The sequence below is a fragment of the Vibrio sp. FE10 genome (assembly GCF_030297155.1).
Taxonomy (GTDB): Bacteria; Pseudomonadota; Gammaproteobacteria; order Enterobacterales; family Vibrionaceae; genus Vibrio; species Vibrio apostichopi.
The window spans coordinates 3,739,493-3,763,263 of record NZ_AP028067.1 but is presented as its reverse complement, the minus strand read 5'-3'; the positions used below and the strand labels follow the sequence as shown (position 1 = coordinate 3,763,263).

Annotated in this window: 25 protein-coding genes and 1 pseudogene; 11 read left to right on the top strand and 15 right to left on the bottom strand. The window is 45.6% G+C overall.

Annotated features, from left to right (window positions below; genetic code table 11):
- Nucleotides 1–433 precede the first annotated feature (433 nt).
- A pseudogene (locus tag QUF19_RS16945) lies at nucleotides 434–1,072 on the top strand (magnesium chelatase subunit ChlI family protein); the annotation flags it as partial.
- Between the two features lie 86 nt (nucleotides 1,073–1,158).
- Here QUF19_RS16945 and QUF19_RS16940 read toward each other — a convergent pair.
- From QUF19_RS16940 to QUF19_RS16915, 6 genes are all read right to left on the bottom strand, one after another.
- Nucleotides 1,159–2,112: a DUF2860 domain-containing protein gene (locus QUF19_RS16940; RefSeq protein WP_286295198.1), complete on the bottom strand. Its 954-nt coding sequence runs from the start codon at nucleotides 2,110–2,112 to the stop codon at nucleotides 1,159–1,161.
- Nucleotides 2,113–2,348: 236 nt separating this feature from the next.
- Entirely contained in the window at nucleotides 2,349–2,948 is a 600-nt protein-coding gene (locus QUF19_RS16935; RefSeq protein ID WP_286295197.1) for a thiol:disulfide interchange protein DsbA/DsbL, read from the bottom strand.
- Nucleotides 2,949–3,003: 55 nt separating this feature from the next.
- The gene (locus tag QUF19_RS16930; protein ID WP_286298914.1) at nucleotides 3,004–3,990 is read right to left on the bottom strand and encodes a serine/threonine protein kinase; all 987 of its coding nucleotides are present in this window, start codon (nucleotides 3,988–3,990) and stop codon (nucleotides 3,004–3,006) included.
- Between the two features lie 74 nt (nucleotides 3,991–4,064).
- Nucleotides 4,065–5,483 carry a cytochrome c oxidase accessory protein CcoG gene (gene ccoG, locus QUF19_RS16925; RefSeq protein ID WP_286295195.1) on the bottom strand — a complete coding sequence of 473 codons (1,419 nt, stop codon included), beginning with the start codon at nucleotides 5,481–5,483 and terminating at the stop codon, nucleotides 4,065–4,067.
- A 300-nt stretch (nucleotides 5,484–5,783) separates the two neighbouring features.
- Nucleotides 5,784–6,047 (bottom strand): YihD family protein, encoded by a 264-nt coding sequence (locus QUF19_RS16920; protein ID WP_286295194.1) that lies wholly within the window; start codon nucleotides 6,045–6,047, stop codon nucleotides 5,784–5,786.
- 136 nt (nucleotides 6,048–6,183) lie between these two features.
- Nucleotides 6,184–6,351, bottom strand: a complete 168-nt coding sequence (locus QUF19_RS16915) for a hypothetical protein (protein ID WP_198595883.1) — start codon at nucleotides 6,349–6,351, stop codon at nucleotides 6,184–6,186.
- 282 nt (nucleotides 6,352–6,633) lie between these two features.
- On the opposite strand from QUF19_RS16915, the gene QUF19_RS16910 reads away from it, so the two are divergent.
- Together QUF19_RS16910 and trhA are read left to right on the top strand one after the other, a co-directional pair.
- Entirely contained in the window at nucleotides 6,634–7,425 is a 792-nt protein-coding gene (locus tag QUF19_RS16910) for a sporulation protein (protein ID WP_286295193.1), read from the top strand.
- A 144-nt stretch (nucleotides 7,426–7,569) separates the two neighbouring features.
- Complete coding sequence (trhA, locus tag QUF19_RS16905; protein ID WP_102296550.1) at nucleotides 7,570–8,223, top strand: PAQR family membrane homeostasis protein TrhA; 654 nt, start codon at nucleotides 7,570–7,572, stop codon at nucleotides 8,221–8,223.
- Here trhA and QUF19_RS16900 read toward each other — a convergent pair.
- The 6 genes from QUF19_RS16900 to def form a co-directional block, all read right to left on the bottom strand.
- A complete protein-coding gene (locus QUF19_RS16900; protein WP_286295191.1) occupies nucleotides 8,220–8,807 on the bottom strand; it encodes a DUF3157 family protein in 588 nt (195 codons plus the stop codon). The genes trhA and QUF19_RS16900 overlap by 4 nt on opposite strands.
- Before the next feature lie 26 nt (nucleotides 8,808–8,833).
- Nucleotides 8,834–10,279, bottom strand: coding sequence for a TrkH family potassium uptake protein (locus tag QUF19_RS16895; protein ID WP_286295190.1), 1,446 nt, complete (start codon nucleotides 10,277–10,279; stop codon nucleotides 8,834–8,836).
- Nucleotides 10,280–10,359: 80 nt separating this feature from the next.
- Nucleotides 10,360–11,736, bottom strand: coding sequence for a Trk system potassium transporter TrkA (trkA, locus tag QUF19_RS16890; RefSeq protein WP_004735766.1), 1,377 nt, complete (start codon nucleotides 11,734–11,736; stop codon nucleotides 10,360–10,362).
- Between the two features lie 110 nt (nucleotides 11,737–11,846).
- Nucleotides 11,847–13,127, bottom strand: coding sequence for a 16S rRNA (cytosine(967)-C(5))-methyltransferase RsmB (gene rsmB / locus QUF19_RS16885; protein WP_017099685.1), 1,281 nt, complete (start codon nucleotides 13,125–13,127; stop codon nucleotides 11,847–11,849).
- A gap of 120 nt (nucleotides 13,128–13,247) precedes the next feature.
- Entirely contained in the window at nucleotides 13,248–14,213 is a 966-nt protein-coding gene (gene fmt, locus QUF19_RS16880; RefSeq protein WP_286295182.1) for a methionyl-tRNA formyltransferase, read from the bottom strand.
- A gap of 38 nt (nucleotides 14,214–14,251) precedes the next feature.
- Entirely contained in the window at nucleotides 14,252–14,764 is a 513-nt protein-coding gene (def, locus tag QUF19_RS16875; protein WP_004735769.1) for a peptide deformylase, read from the bottom strand.
- A gap of 140 nt (nucleotides 14,765–14,904) precedes the next feature.
- Here def and QUF19_RS16870 point away from each other — a divergent pair, with 140 nt between their 5' ends.
- Genes QUF19_RS16870 through QUF19_RS16855 form a run of 4 tightly spaced genes read left to right on the top strand, consistent with a single transcriptional unit; the run spans nucleotide 14,905 to nucleotide 18,167 of the window.
- Entirely contained in the window at nucleotides 14,905–15,996 is a 1,092-nt protein-coding gene (locus tag QUF19_RS16870; RefSeq protein ID WP_286295181.1) for a LysM peptidoglycan-binding domain-containing protein, read from the top strand.
- Nucleotides 15,993–17,105 (top strand): DNA-processing protein DprA, encoded by a 1,113-nt coding sequence (gene dprA / locus QUF19_RS16865; protein ID WP_286295179.1) that lies wholly within the window; start codon nucleotides 15,993–15,995, stop codon nucleotides 17,103–17,105. The genes QUF19_RS16870 and dprA overlap by 4 nt, the downstream gene beginning before the upstream one ends.
- Before the next feature lie 3 nt (nucleotides 17,106–17,108).
- Nucleotides 17,109–17,585 (top strand): DUF494 family protein, encoded by a 477-nt coding sequence (locus tag QUF19_RS16860; RefSeq protein WP_009848094.1) that lies wholly within the window; start codon nucleotides 17,109–17,111, stop codon nucleotides 17,583–17,585.
- Nucleotides 17,586–17,597: 12 nt separating this feature from the next.
- On the top strand, nucleotides 17,598–18,167 hold the full coding sequence (locus tag QUF19_RS16855) for a DNA topoisomerase family protein (RefSeq protein ID WP_017069578.1): 570 nt from the start codon (nucleotides 17,598–17,600) through the stop codon (nucleotides 18,165–18,167).
- A gap of 89 nt (nucleotides 18,168–18,256) precedes the next feature.
- On the opposite strand, the gene QUF19_RS16850 is transcribed toward QUF19_RS16855, so the two are convergent.
- Both QUF19_RS16850 and purE read right to left on the bottom strand, forming a co-directional pair.
- Nucleotides 18,257–19,387: a 5-(carboxyamino)imidazole ribonucleotide synthase gene (locus tag QUF19_RS16850; RefSeq protein ID WP_286295168.1), complete on the bottom strand. Its 1,131-nt coding sequence runs from the start codon at nucleotides 19,385–19,387 to the stop codon at nucleotides 18,257–18,259.
- A 5-nt stretch (nucleotides 19,388–19,392) separates the two neighbouring features.
- Nucleotides 19,393–19,878 (bottom strand): 5-(carboxyamino)imidazole ribonucleotide mutase, encoded by a 486-nt coding sequence (gene purE / locus QUF19_RS16845; protein ID WP_004735777.1) that lies wholly within the window; start codon nucleotides 19,876–19,878, stop codon nucleotides 19,393–19,395.
- A gap of 195 nt (nucleotides 19,879–20,073) precedes the next feature.
- On the opposite strand from purE, the gene tsaC reads away from it, so the two are divergent.
- The 4 genes from tsaC (at nucleotide 20,074) to QUF19_RS16825 (ending at nucleotide 22,762) form a co-directional block, all read left to right on the top strand.
- A complete protein-coding gene (gene tsaC / locus QUF19_RS16840) occupies nucleotides 20,074–20,631 on the top strand; it encodes an L-threonylcarbamoyladenylate synthase type 1 TsaC (RefSeq protein ID WP_029223376.1) in 558 nt (185 codons plus the stop codon).
- A 19-nt stretch (nucleotides 20,632–20,650) separates the two neighbouring features.
- Nucleotides 20,651–21,568, top strand: coding sequence for an oxygen-dependent coproporphyrinogen oxidase (hemF, locus tag QUF19_RS16835; RefSeq protein ID WP_286295151.1), 918 nt, complete (start codon nucleotides 20,651–20,653; stop codon nucleotides 21,566–21,568).
- 77 nt (nucleotides 21,569–21,645) lie between these two features.
- A complete protein-coding gene (gene aroE, locus QUF19_RS16830) occupies nucleotides 21,646–22,476 on the top strand; it encodes a shikimate dehydrogenase (RefSeq protein ID WP_286295150.1) in 831 nt (276 codons plus the stop codon).
- Between the two features lie 16 nt (nucleotides 22,477–22,492).
- The gene (locus tag QUF19_RS16825) at nucleotides 22,493–22,762 is read left to right on the top strand and encodes a DUF1488 family protein (protein WP_086050333.1); all 270 of its coding nucleotides are present in this window, start codon (nucleotides 22,493–22,495) and stop codon (nucleotides 22,760–22,762) included.
- Here the strand turns inward: QUF19_RS16825 and QUF19_RS16820 are convergent.
- Nucleotides 22,759–23,304, bottom strand: a complete 546-nt coding sequence (locus tag QUF19_RS16820) for a gamma carbonic anhydrase family protein (protein ID WP_286295148.1) — start codon at nucleotides 23,302–23,304, stop codon at nucleotides 22,759–22,761. The genes QUF19_RS16825 and QUF19_RS16820 overlap by 4 nt on opposite strands.
- Nucleotides 23,305–23,771 lie beyond the last annotated feature (467 nt).

Below are 23,771 nucleotides of genomic sequence, written 5' to 3'. Positions count from 1 at the left end.
AGAAGGCAGACCAATGGTCTGCCTTCTTTAACTTGCCTTCCGGCTAAATTTGAATCTTGCCTCGCGGCTGTACTCATAGTCTAACAAGAATACGTTCGTGTTTGAAGTATAGCGTTGGTTCGAGTTGGGGCAAAAGTGTGTTTCATGCCCCGTTAGTACATCTCTGGATATTGGTCATTTAATGTGGTGGTCATGAGTAAGGGACAGAGCTCCACTCTCAATCAGAATTTTAGTGGCTGAATCAGTTGATTAAGTGAATATCCATTCATGAGGAGGAGTTAGAGGAGGTAGTTAGATTGAATGGATAACATAGATACTTGCTTGACTAAATACAAAAATGAACGACCTATCGTTCCGCTAGCATCTGAAGCGATGCGCTCCACTAACTCTGACAATACTCACAACTTTCCAAGCATCAAACTGACAATATTTATTACTCAAACTCGATATTAGGGAAATGCCGGAGTTTGAACGCAAGGTGCTCGATTCATTACGAGAGCCACTGGAATCAGGTGAGATCATTATTTCACGCGTGGCAGGCAAGACACGTTTCCCCGCGCGCTTTCAATTGGTGGGTGCGCTGAACCCTAGCCCGACAGGTTACTACGAAGGTAATCAAGCGCGAGCGAATCCACAGATCATATTGCGCTATCTCAATCGATTATCGGGGCCGTTACTGGATAGGTTCGATATGTCATTAGAGATCCCATTACTGCCCAAAGGGATGTTGGCTGAAGGTGGCGACCGTGGAGAAACAACTCAAGTGGTCAAACAAAGGGTCAAGCAAGCACGTCAGTTGATGCTGTCTAGAAACCATAAATCGAATGCACTGTTAGGCAGCCGAGAAATCGAAAAATATTGCCCGTTGCGACGCGAGGATGCGGAGTTTTTAGAAACAGCGCTGCATCGATTGGGCTTATCGATTCGTGCTTATCATCGAATAATCAAGGTAGCGCGAACTATTGCAGACCTAGAGGGAAACGAGCAGATTGAAAAGAAGCATCTATCGGAGGCGCTTGGCTATCGAGCTATGGATCGACTCTTGAAACAACTCTCTGCTCAAGCTGTATAGTTGTATAGTTGGAAGCAAGAAAGCCTGCTTTTACGCAGGCTTTCGTTGTTATGAACTCATGGTGATTAGCCAGCAGTGATGCCTAACTAGAACTTGTAGTTCAAGCCGACTGAGACGATGTACTGGGATTCATCGTAGAAGGTAATGTTTGACTCGCTGGTACCGTAACCTGCAAGAGAAACAAACGACCAGTTTTCCCAATCCATGAATTGATCATATTCATACGCGGCAAACAAGTTGATGTTGTCGTCGCTGCGCTTCTTACCGTAGATAGGGTTACTTGCATCGTAAGAGCGTTGGTTATAACCCGCTGTTAATGCGTACTGGTGACGACCCATACCACCGAATAAGCTGACTTCACCACCGAACTGTTCGAATGATGCTGCATCACCTTCTGCATCCGTTGATTGATAAATCAAAGACGGAACTAGCATCATGGTGCGGCTAATAGGCTGACGATACTGACCTTTTAGGTAGAAGGTGTCCGCATCGCGCTTTAGTGCGTCTTCAACCAGATCATCTTCTACATCTCTGGTCGCGAAAGCCATATCGACAGAGAACGCCGAGCCAGCAATACTATCTAGCTTTAGACGGAACGCATTACCTGTTTCGTCAGTTTTGCTTCGAGCAATACCTTCTGCGTAAGGGTTTGCCCAAGTTTCACCAGACATAATCGTTGGTAGAAGTGAAGCATCGATCACCATGCCTGAATCCAGTTGGTATTTGTAACCTACTTCAAGTACCACGGTACCCGTTGCCACGTCATCACGGGCAGTACCTGTGTAAACTTGATGGTTTAGCTTTTCACCAAAGGTGTAAGCAACGCTACCTAAAGGAGCAACCAGAAACGAGCTTTCCGAAGAAGCCTTCTGTTGGTTAGATGAAATAGTGCTGTCAGCATCGGTATTAAAATTTGAGGTTGAAGAAGTAAAACCGGTGTTGATAGAGATTTCACCACTGAAGCCTGCTTCATCAGCAAGCTTGGCAAAAGCAGGTGCTGCGGCAACGCTCAGTGCTAATAACGTATATTTAATTTTCATTCAGAGGCTCCTTGCCCCAGTGAGTGGTAGCAACAAATAGTTGTTAATAAAAGGTTATAGAAAACAACATAAACTAAAGGTTCACTTTATCGCGCACCTTATAAAGGTTTATTAGATAAATGGGAAGTAGAACCGTATCGCTGGCTAAAAATTATGTGTTTGCTGAAGATTATTAAAAAGCGTCAGGTACAAAAAAGGAAGCCGAAGCTCCCTTAATATGGTTTTTTGATTGTTTTTTACTTCTTCAGTAGGAAGTTAACCAATGCAAAATATTCGTCTAGGCTGTTGATGCCTTGTGCTTCTACCAAGTAACGGTTATTCACCACGACTGCTGGTACGCCAGAAAGACCGCTGTCTTTGAATGCTTTGTCGAAACGACGAACCATTGAATCTACTGCAAAGCCATTGTAAGCCGCGTCAAATTTCTTAGCATCAACACCTTCGTCTAGGAAGATTTGACGTAGTTCTGCTTCATCACGTGGTGGCTTGTTCATGTTGTGAATGCGGTTAAACATCACTGGCACCATTTTGTCTTCCACTTTCAGCGCAATCATTGTCGCGTAAGCTTTGCTCATTGGCAGACCCATGTTGCCACCCATGAATGAAACATGGTTTTTCTGTAGCTTAGCGTCAGCAGGTAGCTGTTGTTTTAGCTGCTGGATGATAGGCTCAAAGCTATTACAGTGTGGGCAGTAGAAAGAGAAAAACTCTGTCACCATTGGTTTCTTTGATGCTTCTAGATCGAGAACTTTGTAGTGTTCACCTTCGTTAAATTTCGCAGCGTGAGCTGAAAGGCTCAACATGATCAATGAGAAAAATGCGAATAGCTTTTTCATTTATCCAATCTCCATTATGTTTGAATTTTTATCTAGTTGTATGTTGCGATTGCGTTTACCACTGAGGCATTAACGAAAGTGGTGGCTCTTGCAGGGTAGCAATTTGCTCTTTACAAGCAAGTACTTGTTGCTCCCAATATTTAGGGTCATTAAACCATGGGAAGGCCAAAGGAAACGCCGGATCATGCCATCGCTTCGCCAACCATGCCATGTAATGCACCATACGTAGACCGCGTAGTGGTTCGATTAGTTTCAGTTGTGAAGGATTAAAATCACAAAACTCTTGATAACTCTCTAGCAGAATATCGAGTTGCATCAGCTTATCTTGGCGCTCACCGTTAAGCAGCATCCACAGATCTTGAACTGCAGGGCCATTACGCGCGTCATCGAGATCGACAAACATTGGCCCGTCGCGCCATAGAATATTACCCGGGTGGCAATCGCCATGCAGGCGGATATTTTCAGTATTGCTCGGCCATTGGCTCTCTAATTCTTTAATCAGAAGGTCGACGTCATTGAAGAACGCGTTTTCTAGATGCGTCGGGATAAACTGAGAGTTTTCTAATATCTTACGTGGCTGATACAAATACTCATCTAGGCTGATGGTTGGACGATGTTGGAATGTTTTGCCTGCACTCGCCTTATGAATTCGACCAAGGAAACGACCTACACCTTCCAATTGGTTTAAGTTATCCACTTCATACTGTCGGCCACCGACACTTTCAAACAGTGCAAACAGATAGCCTTGGTATTCGTGTAAGGTCGCACCATTGATACGCATTGGCGGTGCGATTGGCATCTCTTGTTCGATCAGCTCTAACGCGAAGTCGTGTTCTTCTTGGATCTGTGCTTTGTTCCAACGTTGTGGGCGATAAAACTTAACAACGTAGCGTTTGCGGTCTTCATCGGTGAATTGGTAGACCCGATTTTCGTAACTGTTGAGAGCGAGAAGCCCGGATTCAGCGCGAACCCCAATGCTCTCCAGTGCGTACCACATGAAGTCAGGGGTCAGGTTATCAAAGTTAAAGGCTTGCATCGTCATATAATAAAAAAGGCTCATTACTGAGCCTTTTTCCATTTATTTGGGTGTTATACCAACCGTTAAGGTGATTGGTATCAGAGCTTCTTGATAAAGCGGCTTTCGACTTCCATCGTAAACTCTTCATTATCCGAGAGTATAAACTGAATTGTCGAAACTGGTGAGCTGAGTTTTTCTGGATCGACTCCCAAACTGATAGGAAGGTTTAAAACCTCACCTGGCTCTACGGTAATGGTTTGTTTACCGTACCAGATAGAATCGGGTAGCCCGCTGACATCAAGCTTGTACTCTTGCTCCTGCTGAGTTTTGTTAATGACTTTCAAGTTGTAAGTATTTTCGACAAGCCCTTGGCTATTGATTTTAAATAGCTGGTTTCTATCACGCAGTACGCTTAACCCAGCAGGATCAACGCTCGCGATTTGTGCGAAAAACAGACCCAACATAACGATCAATATTACGCCATAGCCCAAGAGCTTAGGACGCATCACTTTGGTTGAGTGCCCTTCAAGCCTGTGTTCGGTGGTGTAGTTGATCAGACCTTTCTCATAACCCATGCGTTCCATCGTGTTGTCACAGGCATCGATACACGCGCCACAGTTAATACACTCGTATTGCAGGCCATCACGGATATCAATCCCGGTAGGACATACTTGCACACACAAATTACAGTCAATACAGTCGCCTAAGCCGAGTTGCTTGTGGTCCACTTTGCGTGAACGAGGGCCACGGTTTTCACCGCGTTCGGTGTCATAGCCAACAATGAAGGTATCTTTGTCGAACATCGCCGATTGGAAACGCGCATATGGACACATGTGAAGACAAACTATCGAGCGCATCCAACCCGCGTTGGCATATGTACAACCTGCGAAGAATAGTACCCAAAACACAGGCCAAAAAGTGGAGTTAAAGGTAAAGAAGCCAACCACTAACTCTTTGATTGGGATGAAGTAGCCAACGAAGGTGAGACCGGTTGCGATAGCAATAGCCCACCATGCGATGTGTTTGAGTGTTTTCCTGATCGCCAAATTGGCGGTGAGTTTGTTTGAATCTTGCTTCTTACGCTTGTTAGCCGCGCCTTCCAATTTCTCTTCGAACCAGATGTACATGAACGTCCAGACGGTTTGCGGGCACAAATAGCCACACCAGACACGTCCTAAGAAGGTGGTTATGAAGAACAAGCCAAACGCCGCAATCATGAAGAGGATGGCGAGTAGCGTCAGATCTTGTGGGTACAGAGTTGTACCAAAGAAGTTGAACTGTTGGCTGCCGATATCGAGCAAGATCGCTTGTCGCTCACCAAACGGGATCCATGGGATAAGCGCAAAAAGTAAAAGCAAGAACCAACCGCCATAGCGGCGTAACTGTTGGAATTTACCTTTGCTTTCTCGCACATAGATGCGGTTACTTGGGTTAAATCGATCTCCATTACCTTTATGTGTCTTGGGATTAAAGGTTTTAGGAGTCACATCTTTGATATCGATTTTATCCTGACTCATGGAATATCCTTTTGGTGGCTATACCCTTCTGCGAGAGTATTGACGACATTGCTTTAAAATATGGTGTTAGAGAACCTAAGCTTCGAGTTTGGTGCATGGGCTGACTTAGCACTGACTCTTATTATTTTAGAAGATTCTTATGGGTGGCGATTATAACGGCAATCTTGTTTTCATTTCTTTAACGCAATCAACCTTTAACAACAAAAGTGGTAACAGTTGTGACGAAAAAATAGCGAACAGAAACAAAATAAGCGACCGAGTGGTCGCTTATTGAAAGTTGGGGTGATCGTTTTAAGCCGGTTAGATGATGCCGCGCGCTTTAAGAATCGCTGTTTTGAAGTCATCTTCTTGGTCTTTTTTTAGACCTGGAATCATTTCATCTTTTTCGCTGTTACGCATTTTTAGATGATAGATAAGAACATCATCAGTCAGATCTTCAAGCTTACCTTGGTAGCCCGCTTCTTTTGATAGCTTAATGATGAACTCTAACAAGTTAAGCTCTTGATCTTTTTGCCACTCAGGCTCCATAAGATCAAGAAGTTCTTCAATGCGGTGACACTTCATACTTTAATTCTCCACAAATTTTATAATGATTTGTGGTTAAGGTATCAAATCGGATAGGGAATACCAATGTGTAAACACATTTCAGGACAGGACAGTGCAAGAAAAGAAAAAAGCGCAGTAAAAACTGCGCTTTTTGTTAAGCGGCTTTAATTACTTTGGTTGGAGTCGGTGCTAATAAAGCAGTCTTCTCTACTAAAGTCATTGTTGGAGCCAATTTCTTTGCCATTGGAGCAGCAACAAAGCCACTACGACGACGCATCGCACTACGGTTGGTGTGCGAGAACCTGACAGCTGTTGGGCGCATTCAGTAACCTAACGGTCAGGCATATCCATTGCCAATCTAATGGCCTGACTTATCATGAGCTGGGCTCCAATTGCTTGAGGCTTCACTCGTCTGGCTCTCGCCAATCCGAATAATAAATCAGGATAATGATATGCATGCATATCAAGGCTAGATTATCACTATCTCAGTTATCGATCGACGCCTGAGTGATAAATAGACGATATTAGAGCTAAAATAGTGTGAGCAGTATATTTGAGTTTGAACCTCTTTCAGGCTTAAGATGATGCTTTAAAGGAGGTGCATATGTCGTTCTTGAAGAAAACGTTAGCAAGTTTTGGAATTGGGTCTGCCAAGGTGGACTCTGTATTGCAACAGGAAGTGCTTTACCCAGGTAAGAAGGCGAGCATCATTGTGCATGTCTACGGTGGCGCTCAGCCACAGGAGATCGACAATATCGATCTCAATCTGTGTTGTCGCTATGTCAAAGAAGTCACCATGAACTCCCAGAGGCAAGAGGGTGGCCATAAACGCCGAATGCACCAAACATACTCGTTGGCCAAATGGAGCCTACCGTATGCTTTTGTTATTCAGCCGGGGGAAACTCGCGATTTTGAATGTGAGTTCGATGTGCCATTGAATACCCCAGTGACGATTGGTGATTCCAAGGTTTGGTTAGAGACAGGACTCGATATTGCGATGGCAATCGACCCTTCTGATAAGGACGTTTTAACGGTTCGTCCCGATCCGCTGCTCGATGGCATTTTTAACGAACTAGAAGCTCAAGGGCTACGTATTCGCCAAGTCGAGTGTGAAGCGGTGGAAGGTTTTGAATTACCGTTTGTGCAAGAGTTCGAATTTGTTCCAACCACAGGTCCTTATCATGGCCGTTGGCGTGAACTAGAAGTGGTTGCACACCACGATGAAACAGAGCTCAAGTTGTGGTTTGAAATCGATAGAAATCGCGATGGTGCCAAAGGTATGTTAGCGAGCTTGCTGGGTATTGGTCAGCTACAACGCCAATTGAGCGTCCCGCTTGATACCCCACCAGAAGATGCCGGTAAGATGGTGGTTGAGTATTTAGAAAGCGCCTCTTAGCTGAATCGCATGTATTTACTTAATCACATCGGTTAGCTTTATTGCGCATCTCACAAGTCATTTTGTCATAAAAATTTAAGCTTACACGTGTAAGCTTAATGTGCAATACTAGTCTAATCGAACATTTACTCTAGTAGGATAATCATGTCTGCATCATCGGCGAGCGAATACAGTGACATCGAAGAACGCGCTAATGCGATAACTCATGGCTTAGGCGTGGTGCTTGGTGTGGTTGGTTTAATCCTGCTACTGATTCGTGCGTTTGACTATCAAGCTGACATGCTGACTATTACCAGCATGACGGTCTATGGCAGCAGTATTATCCTTCTGTTTCTTGCTTCTACGCTGTATCACTCGATCACCACAGAAAAAACCAAGCGCTTACTCAAAACCCTCGATCACTGTGCGATTTACTTACTGATCGCAGGTAGCTACACGCCTTTTTTATTGGTCGGATTAAGAACCCCACTGGCAATGGGCTTGATGGCGGTTATCTGGGGAATTGCGTTGGTCGGTATTATCATGAAGATAGCATTCGTGTACCGATTTAAGCGTCTATCGCTGTTCATTTACTTAGCTATGGGTTGGCTATCTTTGATTGTGGTTTATCAATTAGCGATGAACATCGATATCGGTGGTTTGGTGTTACTGGCAGTTGGCGGGGTGATTTACTCGCTGGGTGTGATTTTCTATGTGGCAAAACGCATCCCTTATAACCATGCCATCTGGCACTTGTTTGTATTGGCGGGCTGCGCTTGCCATTTCTTCGCTATTTATCTGTACGTGACGCCGGTTTAACGAGCCAGCACCTCAACGATTTCGGCTTTGATTTGATACTCTGGGTATTGATCAACAGTTAGGTTAAGCGACGTACCTTCGGCATCTGTTTTTGGTCGAAGGTAGGTATCTGCCATACGCTTTATCGATTTCCAAACCGCTACCGTTTTCTCTTCTAATAATTCCCCACTTGGTGAATACACTCCTAATTTCAAAGACACTAAGATGACAGCCTGTGTGCCTTGGTTGGTAATCGCCGTAGGGATGATCAGCTCGCCGTCTTCATAGCGACTTGCACCTAGTACAACATCCACTCCTGATTGAGACAGCTGTAAGCTTGGCTTCTTGCTATCAACAACAATCGTAGTACCACGCACATTAGTCGCGATTGGGACGGCTACAACCGGCGCTGCTGCAACAGGAGCTGCGATTTCTGATGTCGTCGCCGTTTCTGCTTGCTTCTGTGCCACGTATTGCCATGTGAAATCGTCTTTCAGTAAGATCTCTTTACCATCAGGCAGAGTCACCATTTGGTCGGCGAATGCAGAGCTCATACATACTGAGTTTGCGAGCAGCACGCTTGCGATAAATAGGGGTGATTTCATTTGTGTTTCCTTAAATATTCGCGTAATTAGCGTCGCCAAAAGGCAGGGAAAAATAGAACAATTAGCGTCAGTATCTCAAGTCGGCCCATCAACATACCTAAACTTAATAACCATTTAGCGGCGTCTGGTAGTGGTGCAAAATTCCCCGTTGGGCCTATCACGCTACCCATGCCCGGACCAACGTTGGCAACGGCTGTAATCGCGCCAGAGATGCTTGTTATTGGGTCTAACCCCATCGCACTCAAACCACCAGCGATTAAGATAATAGTAATAAAGAACATCAAACCAAATGCGACTAATGAGCGAACAATGTCGTCACTGACTGGTCGTTGGTTGTAGCGTTGCACAAACACACCTGATGGATGAATCAGCTTCATCATTTGTTTGTGGAGCATGGTCATCGCGATCTGGAAGCGGAATATTTTTATACCACCTGAGGTTGAGCCTGAACAAGCACCTGCCATCATTAGGAAGGCAAACAGTGTGGTTGGTAGTGCGCCCCATGCGGTGAAGTCTTCTAAGCCAAAACCGGTTGTGGTGACGACTGATACGATGTTGAACATTGAGACACGCAGAGCATCCATCACGCTATACCCATCTCTCATCACCAACCATGTGGAGATCACAGCGCTGGTGACTAAGAATAGGTAAGTGAAACCTCTGACTTGCGCGTCTTTATAGAGTAATGAGAGCTTTCGGCCTCGAAGTGCACTGACAAACAGTAAGAACGGTAAGCCACCAAGGAACATGAACGCAGTTCCGACCCAATGTGCGCTGTTCGAGAAGTGATTCATTGATCCATCTGAGGTCGAGTAACCGCCAGTCGAGAGCGTTGTGAATGCATGATTGATGGCATCAAAGACGCTCATTCCGGCAAACAGGTAACTCACCAAGCACAAGCCTGTCAGTACCAGATAAACCGCCACAATGTTTTTTGCGACGGTTTTCGCTCGTGGGCTACTTTTATCTGACCAATCGGAAGACTCAGTTTGGAAAAGGCGCATGCCACCGACGTTGAGCATTGGCAGAACAGCTACCGCCATTACGATAAAGCCAATACCACCGAGCCACTGTAAAATTGAACGCCACAATAGAATGCTTGGTGCCATGCTGTCTAAGCCGCTTAATACGGTTGATCCTGTCGTGGTGATTCCAGACATGGTTTCAAAGTAGGCGTCAGTGAAACTGATGTGGTTGATGAAAACAAAGGGCAGTGCAGCGAAGGCGCTGGCAATAGTCCATACCAAAGAGGTGATCAGGAACATGTCCCGCACCCCTAATCGAAACTTAGCGGAACGGCCTAAGCTCAAGCAAATGAACGCCACAATGTGCGTGATCACTACCGATTGACCAAACTCGAGAAAGCCACCGGTGCCGGTAAAGAAGGCAACCAATGTGGGGATGTACATGAAAAGGGCGAGTTTTGATAATACTAACCCTATTACTAATAATATCGGACGAAAGTTGACCATAGCTTAATAGACCATCGCTTTGTGCCGGAGCGTCGTTCTCACAAGAAGAAAGTTGTGAGAAGAAGCTTACGAGAACAAGGCTATAAGAAGAACGGGCTCGGTTGGAATAGAGACTCAACATCAGGTACGTATTTTTTGTCCACTAGGAACATAACTACGTGGTCATCTTGTTCGATTACGGTTCTATCGTGCGCGATAAGTACCTCTTCTCCGCGAACAATTGCACCAATGGTGGTGCCCGGTGGCAGTTTGATGTCGCCAATCGCTCGGCCAACAACCTTAGATGTGGTTTCGTCACCGTGCGCAATGGCTTCGATCGCCTCTGCAGCGCCACGACGTAGAGAGGATACGTTTACAATATCGGCACGACGAACGTGAGTAAGCAGCGCAGAAATGGTCGCTTGCTGTGGCGATATCGCAATATCAATCACGCCACCCTGAACAAGGTCGACATAAGCGCCACGCTGAATCAGCACCATTACCTTCTTGGCACCCATTCGCTTCGCCAGCATCGCTGACATGATGTTGGTTTCATCTTCATTGGTTAGGGCAATGAACACATCTACCTGATCGATGTTCTCTTCGGTCAGCAGTTCTTGGTCGGCTGCATCACCACAGAAGACGATGGTGTTTTCTAATTCTTCAGATAGCTTCTCGGCACGAGTGTAGCTGCGCTCGATAAGCTTGATGCTGTAGCTCTGTTCAAGGCGTTTTGCCAAGCTTGCACCAATGTTACCACCGCCCACAATCATGATGCGGCGGTATGGTTTCTCGAGGCGCTGCAGCTCACTCATTACTGAGCGGATATGGTTACTCGCTGCCACAAAGAAAACCTCATCATCGGCTTCAATGATGGTAGTGCCTTGTGGGCGAATAGGGCGACCTTGACGGAAGATAGCCGCAACACGAGTATCAATGTGAGGCATGTGCTCACGCAAAGCAGACAGTGCATTACCAACCAGTGGGCCACCGTAGTAGGCTTTTACTGCTACTAGGCTCACTTTCTGTTCTGCAAAGCTCACCACTTGTAGTGCACCTGGATATTGAATCAGGCGCTCGATGTAACTGGTGACGAGTTCTTCTGGTGCAATCAAATGATCGACCGGAATCGCACCTGATTTGAAGAGTGCTTCTTTCTCTTCTAAATACTGTGGAGAGCGGATACGGGCAATTCGGTTTGGCGTATTAAACAGAGAGAAGGCAACCTGACATGCGGCCATGTTGGTTTCATCCATGTTGGTTACGGCAACCAACATGTCGGCATCTTGCGCGCCCGCTTCACGTAGTGTGTTCGGGTGGCTGGCATAACCGTTTACAACCCTAAGGTCGTATTTGTCCTGAAGTTCACGAAGTCGGTCGGCATTACGGTCGACGATCGTGATGTCATTGTTTTCACCCACTAGGTTTTCAGCAAGGGTACCGCCAACTTGTCCAGCACCTAGAATAATGATCTTCATAGCCTTTCTCTTATTTTTTGCCGTTGTAATTCTAGTGAACTCATTTCGCTTTGATAATGCACTAGAAAGAAACAGCGGCTAAGAAATAAATTCTTAGCCGCTGTTAGTTGTTATGCCTGTTTTACTAGAACTGCGTAGTAGAAGCCATCCATATCTTCTTCACCAGGCAGTATTTGACGACCCGGTTTTTCGATATCAGACCCAACCAGCGTTGCGTTCTCAGTACGCTCTAAGAATGCTTTCACTTGCAGCACGTTTTCTTGCGGCGTGATAGAACATGTCGCATAAACCATGGTGCCGCCTTCTTTTAGCTGGCGCCACATTGCATCCAAGATTTCGCTTTGTAGTTCTGCTAGTGCATCGATATCAGAGGCACGACGTAGCCACTTAATGTCAGGGTGACGGCGAATTACACCAGTCGCTGAACATGGAGCATCAAGTAGGATGCGGTCGAACTGACTGCCAGTCCACCACTCTTCAGGGTAGCGAGCATCACCACAGATTACGTCGGCACGTAGTTGTAGGCGTTCAAGGTTATCGTAAACGCGGTCTAGGCGTTTAATATCACTGTCGATTGCAACCACTTCAGTGTCTTGAGTATGTTCAAGAATGTGTGCAGTTTTACCGCCAGGAGCAGCACAGCAATCTAGGATTAGCTCACCATCTTTTGGTGTTAGGTAATCAACAGAAAGTTGAGCTGCAGCGTCTTGTACTGATACCCAGCCTCGGTCAAAGCCAGGAAGCAAAGTAACGTCACAAGGTGAGGCTAATTTTATGGCATCAGCCGCTTCTGGGTGCAGTGTGTATTCAATGTTTTCGTTTTTAAGCAGTTCAACATACTCGTCACGAGTGTGGTGCTGGCGGTTTACGCGTAGCCACATTGGTGCCTTGCTGTTGTTTGCTTCAACCAATTGCTCCCACTGATCTGGGTAGCTTTCTTGAAGCATTTTTAGAATCCAGCTTGGGTGGCTGTATTTGCCTGCATTGTGGCTAACGGCTTTCTCATCTAGCTCTTCTTGATCGCGCAAATAGCTGCGAAGCACTGCATTGATCAAACCACTGAGGCTTGGGCCGCGCAGTGTTTTGGTTGCTTCAACTGTTTCAGCAACGGCAGCATGCGAAGGAATGCGCATAAAGCTCAACTGGTAAATGCCTACTAAAATAAGATGGTGGAATACGCGCTTTTTACCTTTAAGCGAGTTTTCCATCAGTTCGTTAGCGATTGACTCTAAGCGAGGCAGGTAACGAAGTGCGCCGTAGCAAATCTCTTGCAATAGAGCATGGTCTCGTGGACGGATCGTTTTTTGAGCCGCAGGGAGAGCGTGTGAAAGAGAGTGGCCTTTATCGACAACTTGGAATAGGACATTTGCAGCAGCAGCGCGAACATTCATGAGGGGTACCGAATATTTATTTGAATACATGAGGGCATCTCTGCCCTCGTAAAGGTTTTCTAAACTGTGTTTTTTATAAGCTACGCGTTTTTAAGGACATATTGAGTAGCTTTAAAGCGGTTAAGAAAGTTGAGTACCAACTTCAAACCAGCTTGCACGTGAGTTCAAGATGTCCTGAACTGACATGGCTTTTTTACCTGGAACTTGCAGCTGTTCCAAAACCAGTACTTTGTCGCCAGTCGCAACATAAATACCAGTCTTATCTGCTTTGATGATTGAGCCAGCTGGCGCAGATGTCGATTCTTCATCAACACGTGTCTGCCAAACTTTAATGCTTTTTTCATCATTAGAGCTGCTATCAGTAATCGCAAAGTGACTCATTGGCCATGGGTTGAAAGCGCGCACACAACGTTCGATGTGTTCTGCACTGTCATTCCAGTCAATCTTCGCTTCTTCTTTGCTCAGCTTCTTCGCGTAGTTAGCAAACTCGTCATCTTGCTTCTCAGCAACTGCCTTACCAGAAGCGATGTCAGCTAAACATTCAACAAGAGCATCAGGACCAAGGCCAGCCAACTTCTTGTACATTGACGCGCTGGTGTCTGTTGCTTCGATTGGTAGCGTCGCGATACTTAACATATCACCGGTATCTAGGCCGATATCCATCTGCATGATCGTTACGCCAGTCTCTTTATCGCCCGCCCAGATAGAGCGTTGGATCGGAGCAGCACCACGCCAGCGCGGTAGGATAGAGCCATGCACGTTGATACAACCCAAGCGAGGCGTATCTAATACAGCTTGTGGAAGAAGCAAGCCGTAAGCGACAACAACCATGATGTCAGCATTCAAATCTGCTAGCTCTTGCTTAGCTTCATCTGACTTGAAATTTTCTGGTTGGTAAACCGGAATATTGTTTTCAAGTGCGATGTTTTTTACTGGGCTCGCAGTCAGTTTTTTACCGCGGCCTGCTGGACGATCTGGCTGTGTGTAAACAGCAATAACTTCATGCTCCGAAGACAACAACGCCGCCAAGTGACGGGCGGCGAAATCCGGAGTACCTGCGAAGACAATTCTTAAAGATTGACTCAAGGTAGACTTCCTTCTTAATTTAGTAATAGCAGCGGTTATTAACCTTGTTTCTCGTTGAAACGTTTAATCTTCGCTAGCTTATCTTGAATACGTTTGCGCTTTAGTGGCGATAGGTAATCAACAAACAACTTGCCTTCTAGGTGGTCAAGTTCGTGCTGAACACAGATAGCCAGAAGGTCGTCAGCGTCGAATGTGAATTCGTTGCCTTCACGGTCTAAAGCTTTAACCGTTACTTCTGCAGCGCGAGGAACTAGAGCTCGAGCGCCTGGTACAGATAGACAGCCTTCTTCGATACCATCTTCGCCACGTTTGTCGGTAATTTCAGGGTTGATCAGAACCATAGGCTCGTCACGTGTTTCTGAAATATCGATAACAACGATGCGCTGGTGGAAATCTACTTGCGTTGCCGCAAGGCCGATACCTTCTTCGTCGTACATGGTTTCAATCATGTCATCAACGAACTTTTGAATCTCTGGGGTAACTTCTTTTACCGGTTTCGCCACGGTACGTAGACGATCATCTGGTAATGTTAATACTTGTAATACAGACATATACACTCGAAATATTGAACTGTGCCGAAACAGCTTAAACCTTGTTGGCTCAATTCTAGACATTTTAGAGGCCAAATGACAGCATCCTGAAGGTAATTCTCTAATCAGATGTCATATATTCAGACCAAGGAACCTAGGTCATGCGTCATTTTTTCCCCGCTTTATCTCTTATTTGTGCCTCGCTTTCGTTCGCCGTTATGGCTGAAAATAGTGAGCAACCTTTAACCATAAAACAAGGCGCACCCGAGGCGTATGTGGTGGTTAAGGGGGATACCTTATGGGATATCTCCGCGATGTATCTCGATAGCCCTTGGTTGTGGCCAAGGTTATGGCAGGTAAATCCTGAAATAGAAAACCCTCATCTTATTTACCCTGGAGACAAGTTGTCTCTGGTTTGGATTAATGGCGAGCCTGTATTGAGCCTCAAACCCGTCATCAAACTAAGCCCTAAGATTCGTGTCTCTGAGAAGAAAGCAGTCCCTACCGTGAATGAGGGGCTGGTTTTGCCGTATCTACAGTCTGATCGCTTGGTGGAGCAGCAAGATATCCAATCTGCTCAACGAGTGTTGGGGACCAGTGATGGTAAACGTTTCTTATCAGGTGAAGACCGACTATTTATCTCGGGCAATCAGCAACATCAAAAATGGGGCATCTACCGTTCTGTCGAAACTTACCAACGACAGCAACCTCAAGCGAGTATGACTTCTTTGCGTTTGGTCGCCACGGCGCGCTTGAAAGAGGTGGATGCTGAGTTCAGTAGTTTGCAGATCGAGACTCAGCTGCAAGAGGTGTTACTTAATGACCTCGTGTTACCCGAACTTGGCGTTGATCAGGTGAAGCTCTCAACCACATTTTATCCAGCGCCTAGTGCTGCGGGGCAGTTTGCTAATATCTTGGGTTCATTAGACGGCAGCCAATACAGCGCAAAGAATCAGGTGGTCGTTATTAATAAAGGTTCACAGGACAATCTTCGCCAAGGATCTATGTTTACGCTTAGTGAAAGCGGCGCGGTGGTGTTTGGTAAGCAGGGTGAATATAGCTATAAAGAGTCGGCAGCGAGCGATAAGGTGCAGTTGCCAAGTACCTCACTCGGTAGTTTGATGGTCATTCGTCCTTATGAGTATTTTAGCCTCGCGTTGATCACTCAGAGCTCTAAGCCGGTTAGCAATGATATTCTGGCGGTATCGCCTTTGGACCTTGCTTTGACGGAAGAGGTTAAGGACACCGAGTGAATGAGCAACAACTGAGTGCTTGGTTAACTCTAAGTTTTGTTCCGCAACTGGGTGGCAAGCGCCTTGCTCGTTTGCTGAGTATTGATTCTCCTTCTAATATTGTTGGCTACTCAAGTCATCAGCTGCAAGCGATTGGCTTGTCTGCCAAGCAAATTGCCTATCTAAGAGAGCAAGCCCCAAGAGAAGTGGAGGCTTGCCTAGAGTGGCAAGCAAGACAACCCAACCATCACATCATTACCCCGAATTGCTCGCATTATCCCAAACTGCTGAATGAGATCGCCTCTGCACCAAGTGTTCTTTTCGTTAAAGGTCACGTTGAAAAGCTGATCGAGCCTCAAATCGCGATGGTCGGCAGTCGCAATGCCAGTATTGAAGGGCTACAGACAGCGAAGTCCTTTGCCAAAGAGTTTGTGCAAAATGGCTTGATCGTCACGAGTGGATTAGCGTTGGGCATTGACGGCTATGCTCATGATGGTGCTTTGGATAAAGGAGGGGAGACTTTCGCGGTGCTGGGCTCTGGTTTAGATTCCATTTATCCTGCGCGGCACAGAAACCTAGCGGAGAGGATCTGTGAGAATGGGGCACTGATTTCAGAGTTTCGTCCAAGCGCAAAACCAAGACCTGAACATTTCCCTAGACGTAACCGTATTATAAGTGGATTGTCGCTCGGAACCTTGGTGGTTGAAGCTGCTGAGAAAAGTGGCTCTTTGATTACGGCTCGCTATGCCATGGAGCAAGGTCGAGAGGTGTTTGCGCTGCCCGGTTCAATTCATAGCCCAACCAGTCGCGGAGGTAACAGCTTAATTAAAGCTGGAGCATGTTTAGTACAAAATGCTCAAGATGTTCTGATTGAAATAAGGAGTCTGTTAGACTGGTCTATAGATCAGCAGCCCAGTTTGTTCGAGCCTACGCCGAATGAGGGTGAAAATGAGCAATTGCCATTTCCACAGCTGTTAGCTAACGTAGGATTAGAGGCGACACCCGTTGATATTTTGGCACAGAGAACCCATATACCTGTGCATGAGGTCATGATGCAGCTTTTAGAGCTTGAGCTCTCAGGGCATGTTGTTGCAGTTTCCGGTGGCTATATTCGAAAGGGGAGAGGCTAAGCTATGATGATGGACATACTGATGTACTTGTTTGAAACCTACATCCATAGCGATTCTGAATTGCAGGTGGATCAAGATGAGCTGGAAGATGAGCTTCTTCGAGCAGGGTTTCACCAAGATGATATTTATAAGGCCCTCCATTGGTTAGAAGATCTTGCGGCATTGCAAGATACCGAGAACCAAGCGGCGATTAGTGTGTGTTCTAATACTTCGATGCGTATTTATACCAGTCGAGAGATTTCACGTATTAATATGGAGTGTCGAGGTTTCTTGCTGTTCCTCGAACAGATCAACGTACTCACGACAGAGATTCGTGAAATGGTGATTGATCGTGTGATGGGGCTTGAGACAAACGAATTTGAATTGGATGATCTGAAATGGATTATCTTAATGGTGCTATTTAATGTGCCGGGTAATGAAAGTGCTTACACGCAAATGGAAGAGCTGTTGTACACCAAAGAGCAAGGTATCTTGCATTAATACAGGCTTGTCATGAGTAGTAAGATTGATAATCAGCTTTTTTCAGCACATGAACATGCATTAGAGCATGAACCATGTCCACAGTGTGGTGGAGAGCTTCAGCTTCGCCATGGTAAGCACGGCCCATTTTTAGGCTGTAAGCAGTATCCGAGCTGTGATTACATCAAGCCTTTGCATCAAAACGATGGTCACGTGGTGAAAGAGTTGGGTGTACCGTGTCCTAAATGCCAAAATGAATTGGTACTAAGACAAGGTCGCTTTGGGATGTTTATTGGCTGTAGCAGCTATCCAGAGTGTAATCACATCGAATCTTTGGACCAACCAAAAGAACAACCTGAAGAGCAGCCACTGGTTGCTTGCCCGGAGTGTGGCAGAGGTCATTTGGTTGAGCGTAAATCTCGCTATGGCAAAACCTTCTATGCGTGTGATAACTACCCTAAGTGTAAGTTCGCAGTTAACCAACCACCAGTTATAGGTCGTTGTGAAGAGTGCCAGTTCCCGTTGTTACTTGAGAAGAAAACAGCCAGTGGTACCAAGAAACAATGTGCTGATCGCAAGTGTCATCACATTCAATCTCAATAACTCGATATTATAGCTACAAAAAAACAGCGCTCACTGAGCGCCGTTTTTGTATCCAATGAACCTTTTATATCAATAAGCCAATGTAGGGCTTACTTCATCTGCTCAGCAAACTCATGGACAGCAGGGTAGGCTTTTTTATCGAGAATATCTGCTAGTGAACATAATGTTCTTTGCAGTTCTGCGTTGTAATCAGCGCTCACGTTAATGTGGCCCATCTTACGATCTGCACGCTTCTCTTTACCATACCAATGAACATGACAACCACCTTGAGCAAGAATTGCTTCAGGAAGAGTATCTTCACCAAGAATGTTGATCATTGCGGTTGGACGAATCAGTTTAGTGCTACCTAGTGGCATACCACACACTGCACGCAGGTGGTTTTCAAACTGACAAGTCTCTGCGCCTTGCTGCGTCCAGTGGCCCGAGTTATGAACACGTGGTGCAATCTCATTAACAAGCAGTGAACCTTGAACGTCAAAGAACTCAAGTGCTAGCACGCCAACGTAATCTAAACGTTCAGCAATGGCAGTGAACATGGCTTTCGCTTGCTCTTGCAGTTCAATGTCATCAATCGCTGTCGATAAGCTCAACACGCCGTCGGTGTGAACATTTTCAGCCAGTGGGTACACCTGAATCTCACCATTGGCGCCACGAGCACCAACCAGTGATACTTCACGGTCAAACGGAACGAACTCTTCAGCCACAATCGCTTGGTTGTCGGTCGCGGCAATGCACTCAGCCATTTCTGCCCAAGTCGCGTCAACATTGTCTAATGTCTTTAAGCGCCATTGACCTTTGCCATCGTAGCCGCCAAGTGTGCTCTTCAACACCATTGGTAAGCCAACGTGAGCAATTGCAGCGTCAAAGTCTTCGCGAGAGTTAATCACGTAGTACTTAGCATTCTTCACGTTCGCTTCGTCTAACAGGGCTTTTTCAAGACGACGGTCACCGCCAGCTTTGATTGCTTCTGTTGTCGGTAAGAACTTACCGCTGCGCTCACACACTTCAAGTACATCGTAAGGGATGTGTTCGAACTCTGCAGTAATGACGTCCGCACGCTCAATCGCATTGTCTAAGCCGTTGCCTAGAATTGCTTGCGTTAATGGGTGAACAATATTTTTGCTGCCAACATCAAAAGCAGAAATTTCAATATTCAGCGGTGCCCCAGCTAGGGACATCATGCGAGCAAGTTGGCCCGCGCCTAACACAAGAACATGCATGGGAATTAGTCCTCTGCAGGGTTTGGATTAGCAAGAACCGTTTCTGTTTGCTCAGAGCGGAACGCTTCTACTTTCGCCATTACTTCTTCATTGTGTGTACCAATGATTTGAGCGGCTAGGATACCAGCGTTAGCAGCGCCAGCTTCACCTATAGCAAGAGTACCTACCGCGATACCTTTTGGCATCTGTACGATAGAAAGTAGCGAGTCCATGCCTTTCAGTGCTTTAGACTGAACAGGAACACCAAGAACTGGGACGCTTGTGAAAGCAGCCGCCATGCCCGGGAGGTGAGCTGCACCGCCAGCACCAGCAATAATCACTTTAATACCGCGCTCTTTCGCACTGGTTGCGTAGTCTGCTAGCAACTGAGGTGTACGGTGAGCAGAAACCACTTTTGTTTCGTACGCCACGCCAAACTGATCCAACATTTCTGCAGCTAGCTTCATTGTTGGCCAATCAGATTTAGAACCCATGATAATACCGACAGTCATCTCAAACTCCTTCAGGTACGATTTAATTAGTGATTAGATATTTTGCGCGCATTATACGGGTAAAATTGCTTAAGGAAAACGTTTGCGTCAGTCTAAGTTGTTAATTGATACATTTTATAAACAAATAGCTTTAGTCACAGTGAATGATAATTTGTACACTTAGCGAATTCGATAACAGAATTAATGAGGCAACCCGTGGATAACTTTCAACATACATTGCAGGCATTACAGCAAGGTGAAGTCATTGCTTACCCGACTGAAGGCGTTTTTGGGGTCGGTTGTGATCCCGATAATCCACAAGCCATTAAGAAATTGCTCGACTTAAAACAGCGACCGATGGAGAAAGGGTTGATCTTAATAGCAGCAAGTTACGAGCAATTGTTGCCTTATATTGACGAAAGCCAACTGACTGAAGCACAGTTAGCGACAGTGAAAGCAACATGGCCGGGTCCGGTCACTTGGATCATGCCAACCAGTAGCAAAGTAACTGATTGGGTCAGCGGCCAGTTTGATTCCATCGCGGTACGAGTGACGGATCACCCTTTGGTTCAAAGAATGTGTAATGAGTTCGGCAAGCCGTTAACCTCTACCAGTGCCAACCTGACTGGCGAGCCGCCTTGTATGACGACTGAAGAAGTTCAACAGCAACTGGGTCAACACTTAGTCGCGATTCTAGAAGGTCAAACGGGTGGCCGTGAGAAGCCAAGCGAAATTAGAGATGCAAAAACGTCGAAAATATTAAGACAGGGTTAAACCCTGCAAAGGAAGTAAGATGTCAGCAATTGATAAAGAAGCAGTAAAGCAGTTTTTACTGAGCCTACAAGATTCGATTTGCCAGCAGCTTGAGCAGGCTGATGGTGTAGCGTTGTTTGAAGAAGATGCATGGGAGCGAGAACCTGGCGATCGTCTAGGTGGCGGTGGTCGTACTCGCGTGATGACCAATGGTGCTTTATTTGAACAGGGTGGAGTTAACTTCTCTCACGTCGCTGGTAAAGCGATGCCTGCCTCTGCAACCGCTCACCGTCCTGAGTTAGCCGGACGAAAGTTTGAAGCGATGGGTGTGTCGTTAGTTATCCACCCTAAAAACCCTTATATCCCAACCTCACACGCCAACGTACGCTTCTTTATTGCTGAAAAGGAAGGGGAAGACCCTATCTGGTGGTTCGGTGGTGGTTTTGATTTAACTCCATTCTATCCTTTCGATGAAGATTGCCAATCTTGGCATCAAACCGCTAAAGACCTGTGTGCACCATTTGGTGATGACGTTTATCAAGAACACAAGGAATGGTGTGACAAGTACTTCTATTTGCCTCACCGAGACGAAACACGTGGTGTTGGTGGTCTGTTCTTTGATGATCTGAATGAGTGGGGTTTCTATAAGAGCTTTGCTTATATGCAGGCTGTCGGTGAAGGCTTTGCAGCCGCCTATCTACCAATTGTAGAACGACGAAAAGATACGTCTTACGGTGAGCGCGAGCGTGACTTCCAACTTTATCGTCGTGGCCGCTATGTTGAATTCAACCTAGTTTACGACCGTGGTACCTTATTTGGTCTGCAAAGCGGTGGGCGCACAGAGTCTATATTGATGTCGATGCCGCCGTTGGCTCGTTGGGAATATCGCTATGAACCGCAAGCGGGCTCACCAGAAGCTCTGCTTTATAGTGACTACCTCAAACCTCGAGTTTGGTAGTTCTTCCTTCCTTATAGGGATAGTGATAGGGTCATCTACATAGATGACCCTTTTTATTATTTCTGTTAGGTAAGGATATGACACAGCAAGTAGATCGTTATGCCGTTTTCGGTAATCCTATTGGGCAAAGCAAATCGCCATTCATTCATACATTATTTGCTCGCCAAACCAGCCAACAACTTACCTATACAGCACTTCAGCCAGAACAAGGTGAATTCATCACTGCTGCCCAAGCGTTTTTTAGTGAAGGTGGTAGAGGGTGTAATGTCACAGCGCCATTTAAAGAAGATGCTTATCAGTTCGCTAATCGCCTGACTGAAAGAGCTGAACTAGCAGGTGCTGTAAACACACTGAAGAAGCTCGATGATGGAGATATTATTGGTGATAACACCGATGGTGAAGGTTTAGTTCAAGATCTTCTTCAACATCAAGTAGTCCTAGAAGGGGCTCGCGTTCTTCTGCTTGGTGCTGGTGGTGCTGCTCGAGGAGTGATTCAACCTCTACTCGACCAAAAGCCACAGCAGTTGGTAGTCGCTAATCGAACCAGTTCAAAGGCTCAACTTTTGGCTGAGATGTTTTCTTCACATGGAAACATAAAAGGAATGGGGTTAAGCGATGTTAATGAAGGGTTTGATGTCATCATTAATTCGACCTCGTCTGGTTTAAGTGGTCAGCTCCCTGAAATTTCTGAGGTTATCTTCAATTCGAATAGTTCCGTTTATGACATGGTTTACGGATCTGGAACCACAGTATTTAATCAATGGGCATTAGATTACGGTGTTTACGCTGCTTATGATGGTTTGGGTATGTTGGTAGGGCAGGCTGCTGAGAGCTTTATGCTGTGGCGTGGTCTTCGCCCAGGAACAAAACAGATTTTAAGAGAATTACGCAAAAATCTAGAGATGTAACAAGGTATTTATAAAAATGAATCAATCAATTCTATTTCCTGATATCCAAGATTGGGATGAAGAGAATCAATCAATCACCTTCCCAGCACAGCAGTCGGGCGCACTGATTGAGTGTGTTATGTCTATTGAAGAGTTGTCTCGATTGGCAGGCAAAGATATAGAAGAAGGCGATCAAGCTTTAGTTATCTTTTCAGAGTTACGTTTCGATATTGAAGAGCTAGCGGAAGAGTTAATAGAAGAAGAGGAGTATGACTCCTCTAATCGGATCCAGATCAAAGCGCTTTAGACTGGCAACACAGAGTCTAGATAGTCGTTTTTATTCTGAACATAGTTGTCAGCTGACTTCTGTAAAAAGGCACGCTCTTTATCATTTAATAGGCGTGCTTGTTTTACTGGGCTTCCTACATAGAGATAACCGCTTTCGAGTACCTTATTCGGTGGCACCAAGCTACCAGCACCAATCATCACATCTTCTTTAATAACCACGCCATCGAGCACGATAGCTCCCATGCCAACAAGTACACGATCTTCAATGGTGCAGCCATGCAGCATTACTTTATGACCGATAGTGACATCATTACCTATTAGTAGAGCATAACCGTCAGGGTTTTCAGCATTCTTATGGGTGACGTGTAAAACGCTGCCGTCTTGGATATTCGTTCTCTCTCCAATATGAATGTGATTCACATCTCCTCGAGCTGCAACCAAAGGCCACACACTAGAGTCGTCACCGATTTTGATATCCCCAACCAGTACAGAACTTGTATCTATATAGACACCTTGCCCAATCTGAGGGGATATTCCTTTATAACTGCGTATTGAACTCATAAATCCTCCTTTATATAGGCACCTTAAGCCCTTAATTAAGGGGAATACTAGTGGAAATGGGGTGTTTTGAACAAAAAACGCTCGAACAATCAAAAAAGTAAGAAAAACTTCAAAAAGGGCTTGCCAGTGTGATCGAAATCTCTATAATGCGACCTCGTTGAAACGGGAAGGCTTCGTAAGAAACCAAAACGAATCAGCAGGTCAAATTAGCCAAGCTAAGCGCTTGAAAAAAGTTTTGAAAATAGTGGTTGACACTAAAACTTAAATCGCTAAAATGGCCGTCCGATTTGAGCGAAGCTCAAAAAGGAAAAGCTCTTTAACAATTTAAACCTATCAATCTGTGTGGGCACTCGTTGATGAATATCAAAACGTTTTATCGTTAGATAAAACAGATTCTTCGGAATCAAAATTGATTTCAATGAACTGAGTGACCAATACGTTTAACTACTTGTAGTTAATCGGCACAG

Coding starts and splice junctions, on each gene's coding strand:
- QUF19_RS16940 (WP_286295198.1), bottom strand. CDS start 2,112: ATGAAAATTAAATATACGTTATTAGCACTGAGCGTTGCCGCAGCACCT.
- QUF19_RS16935 (WP_286295197.1), bottom strand. CDS start 2,948: ATGAAAAAGCTATTCGCATTTTTCTCATTGATCATGTTGAGCCTTTCA.
- QUF19_RS16930 (WP_286298914.1), bottom strand. CDS start 3,990: ATGACGATGCAAGCCTTTAACTTTGATAACCTGACCCCTGACTTCATG.
- ccoG (WP_286295195.1), bottom strand. CDS start 5,483: ATGAGTCAGGATAAAATCGATATCAAAGATGTGACTCCTAAAACCTTT.
- QUF19_RS16920 (WP_286295194.1), bottom strand. CDS start 6,047: ATGAAGTGTCACCGCATTGAAGAACTTCTTGATCTTATGGAGCCTGAG.
- QUF19_RS16915 (WP_198595883.1), bottom strand. CDS start 6,351: ATGCGCCCAACAGCTGTCAGGTTCTCGCACACCAACCGTAGTGCGATG.
- QUF19_RS16910 (WP_286295193.1), top strand. CDS start 6,634: ATGTCGTTCTTGAAGAAAACGTTAGCAAGTTTTGGAATTGGGTCTGCC.
- trhA (WP_102296550.1), top strand. CDS start 7,570: ATGTCTGCATCATCGGCGAGCGAATACAGTGACATCGAAGAACGCGCT.
- QUF19_RS16900 (WP_286295191.1), bottom strand. CDS start 8,807: ATGAAATCACCCCTATTTATCGCAAGCGTGCTGCTCGCAAACTCAGTA.
- QUF19_RS16895 (WP_286295190.1), bottom strand. CDS start 10,279: ATGGTCAACTTTCGTCCGATATTATTAGTAATAGGGTTAGTATTATCA.
- trkA (WP_004735766.1), bottom strand. CDS start 11,736: ATGAAGATCATTATTCTAGGTGCTGGACAAGTTGGCGGTACCCTTGCT.
- rsmB (WP_017099685.1), bottom strand. CDS start 13,127: ATGAATGTTCGCGCTGCTGCTGCAAATGTCCTATTCCAAGTTGTCGAT.
- def (WP_004735769.1), bottom strand. CDS start 14,764: ATGTCTGTATTACAAGTATTAACATTACCAGATGATCGTCTACGTACC.
- QUF19_RS16870 (WP_286295181.1), top strand. CDS start 14,905: ATGCGTCATTTTTTCCCCGCTTTATCTCTTATTTGTGCCTCGCTTTCG.
- QUF19_RS16860 (WP_009848094.1), top strand. CDS start 17,109: ATGATGATGGACATACTGATGTACTTGTTTGAAACCTACATCCATAGC.
- QUF19_RS16855 (WP_017069578.1), top strand. CDS start 17,598: ATGAGTAGTAAGATTGATAATCAGCTTTTTTCAGCACATGAACATGCA.
- QUF19_RS16850 (WP_286295168.1), bottom strand. CDS start 19,387: ATGCATGTTCTTGTGTTAGGCGCGGGCCAACTTGCTCGCATGATGTCC.
- purE (WP_004735777.1), bottom strand. CDS start 19,878: ATGACTGTCGGTATTATCATGGGTTCTAAATCTGATTGGCCAACAATG.
- hemF (WP_286295151.1), top strand. CDS start 20,651: ATGTCAGCAATTGATAAAGAAGCAGTAAAGCAGTTTTTACTGAGCCTA.
- aroE (WP_286295150.1), top strand. CDS start 21,646: ATGACACAGCAAGTAGATCGTTATGCCGTTTTCGGTAATCCTATTGGG.
- QUF19_RS16825 (WP_086050333.1), top strand. CDS start 22,493: ATGAATCAATCAATTCTATTTCCTGATATCCAAGATTGGGATGAAGAG.
- QUF19_RS16820 (WP_286295148.1), bottom strand. CDS start 23,304: ATGAGTTCAATACGCAGTTATAAAGGAATATCCCCTCAGATTGGGCAA.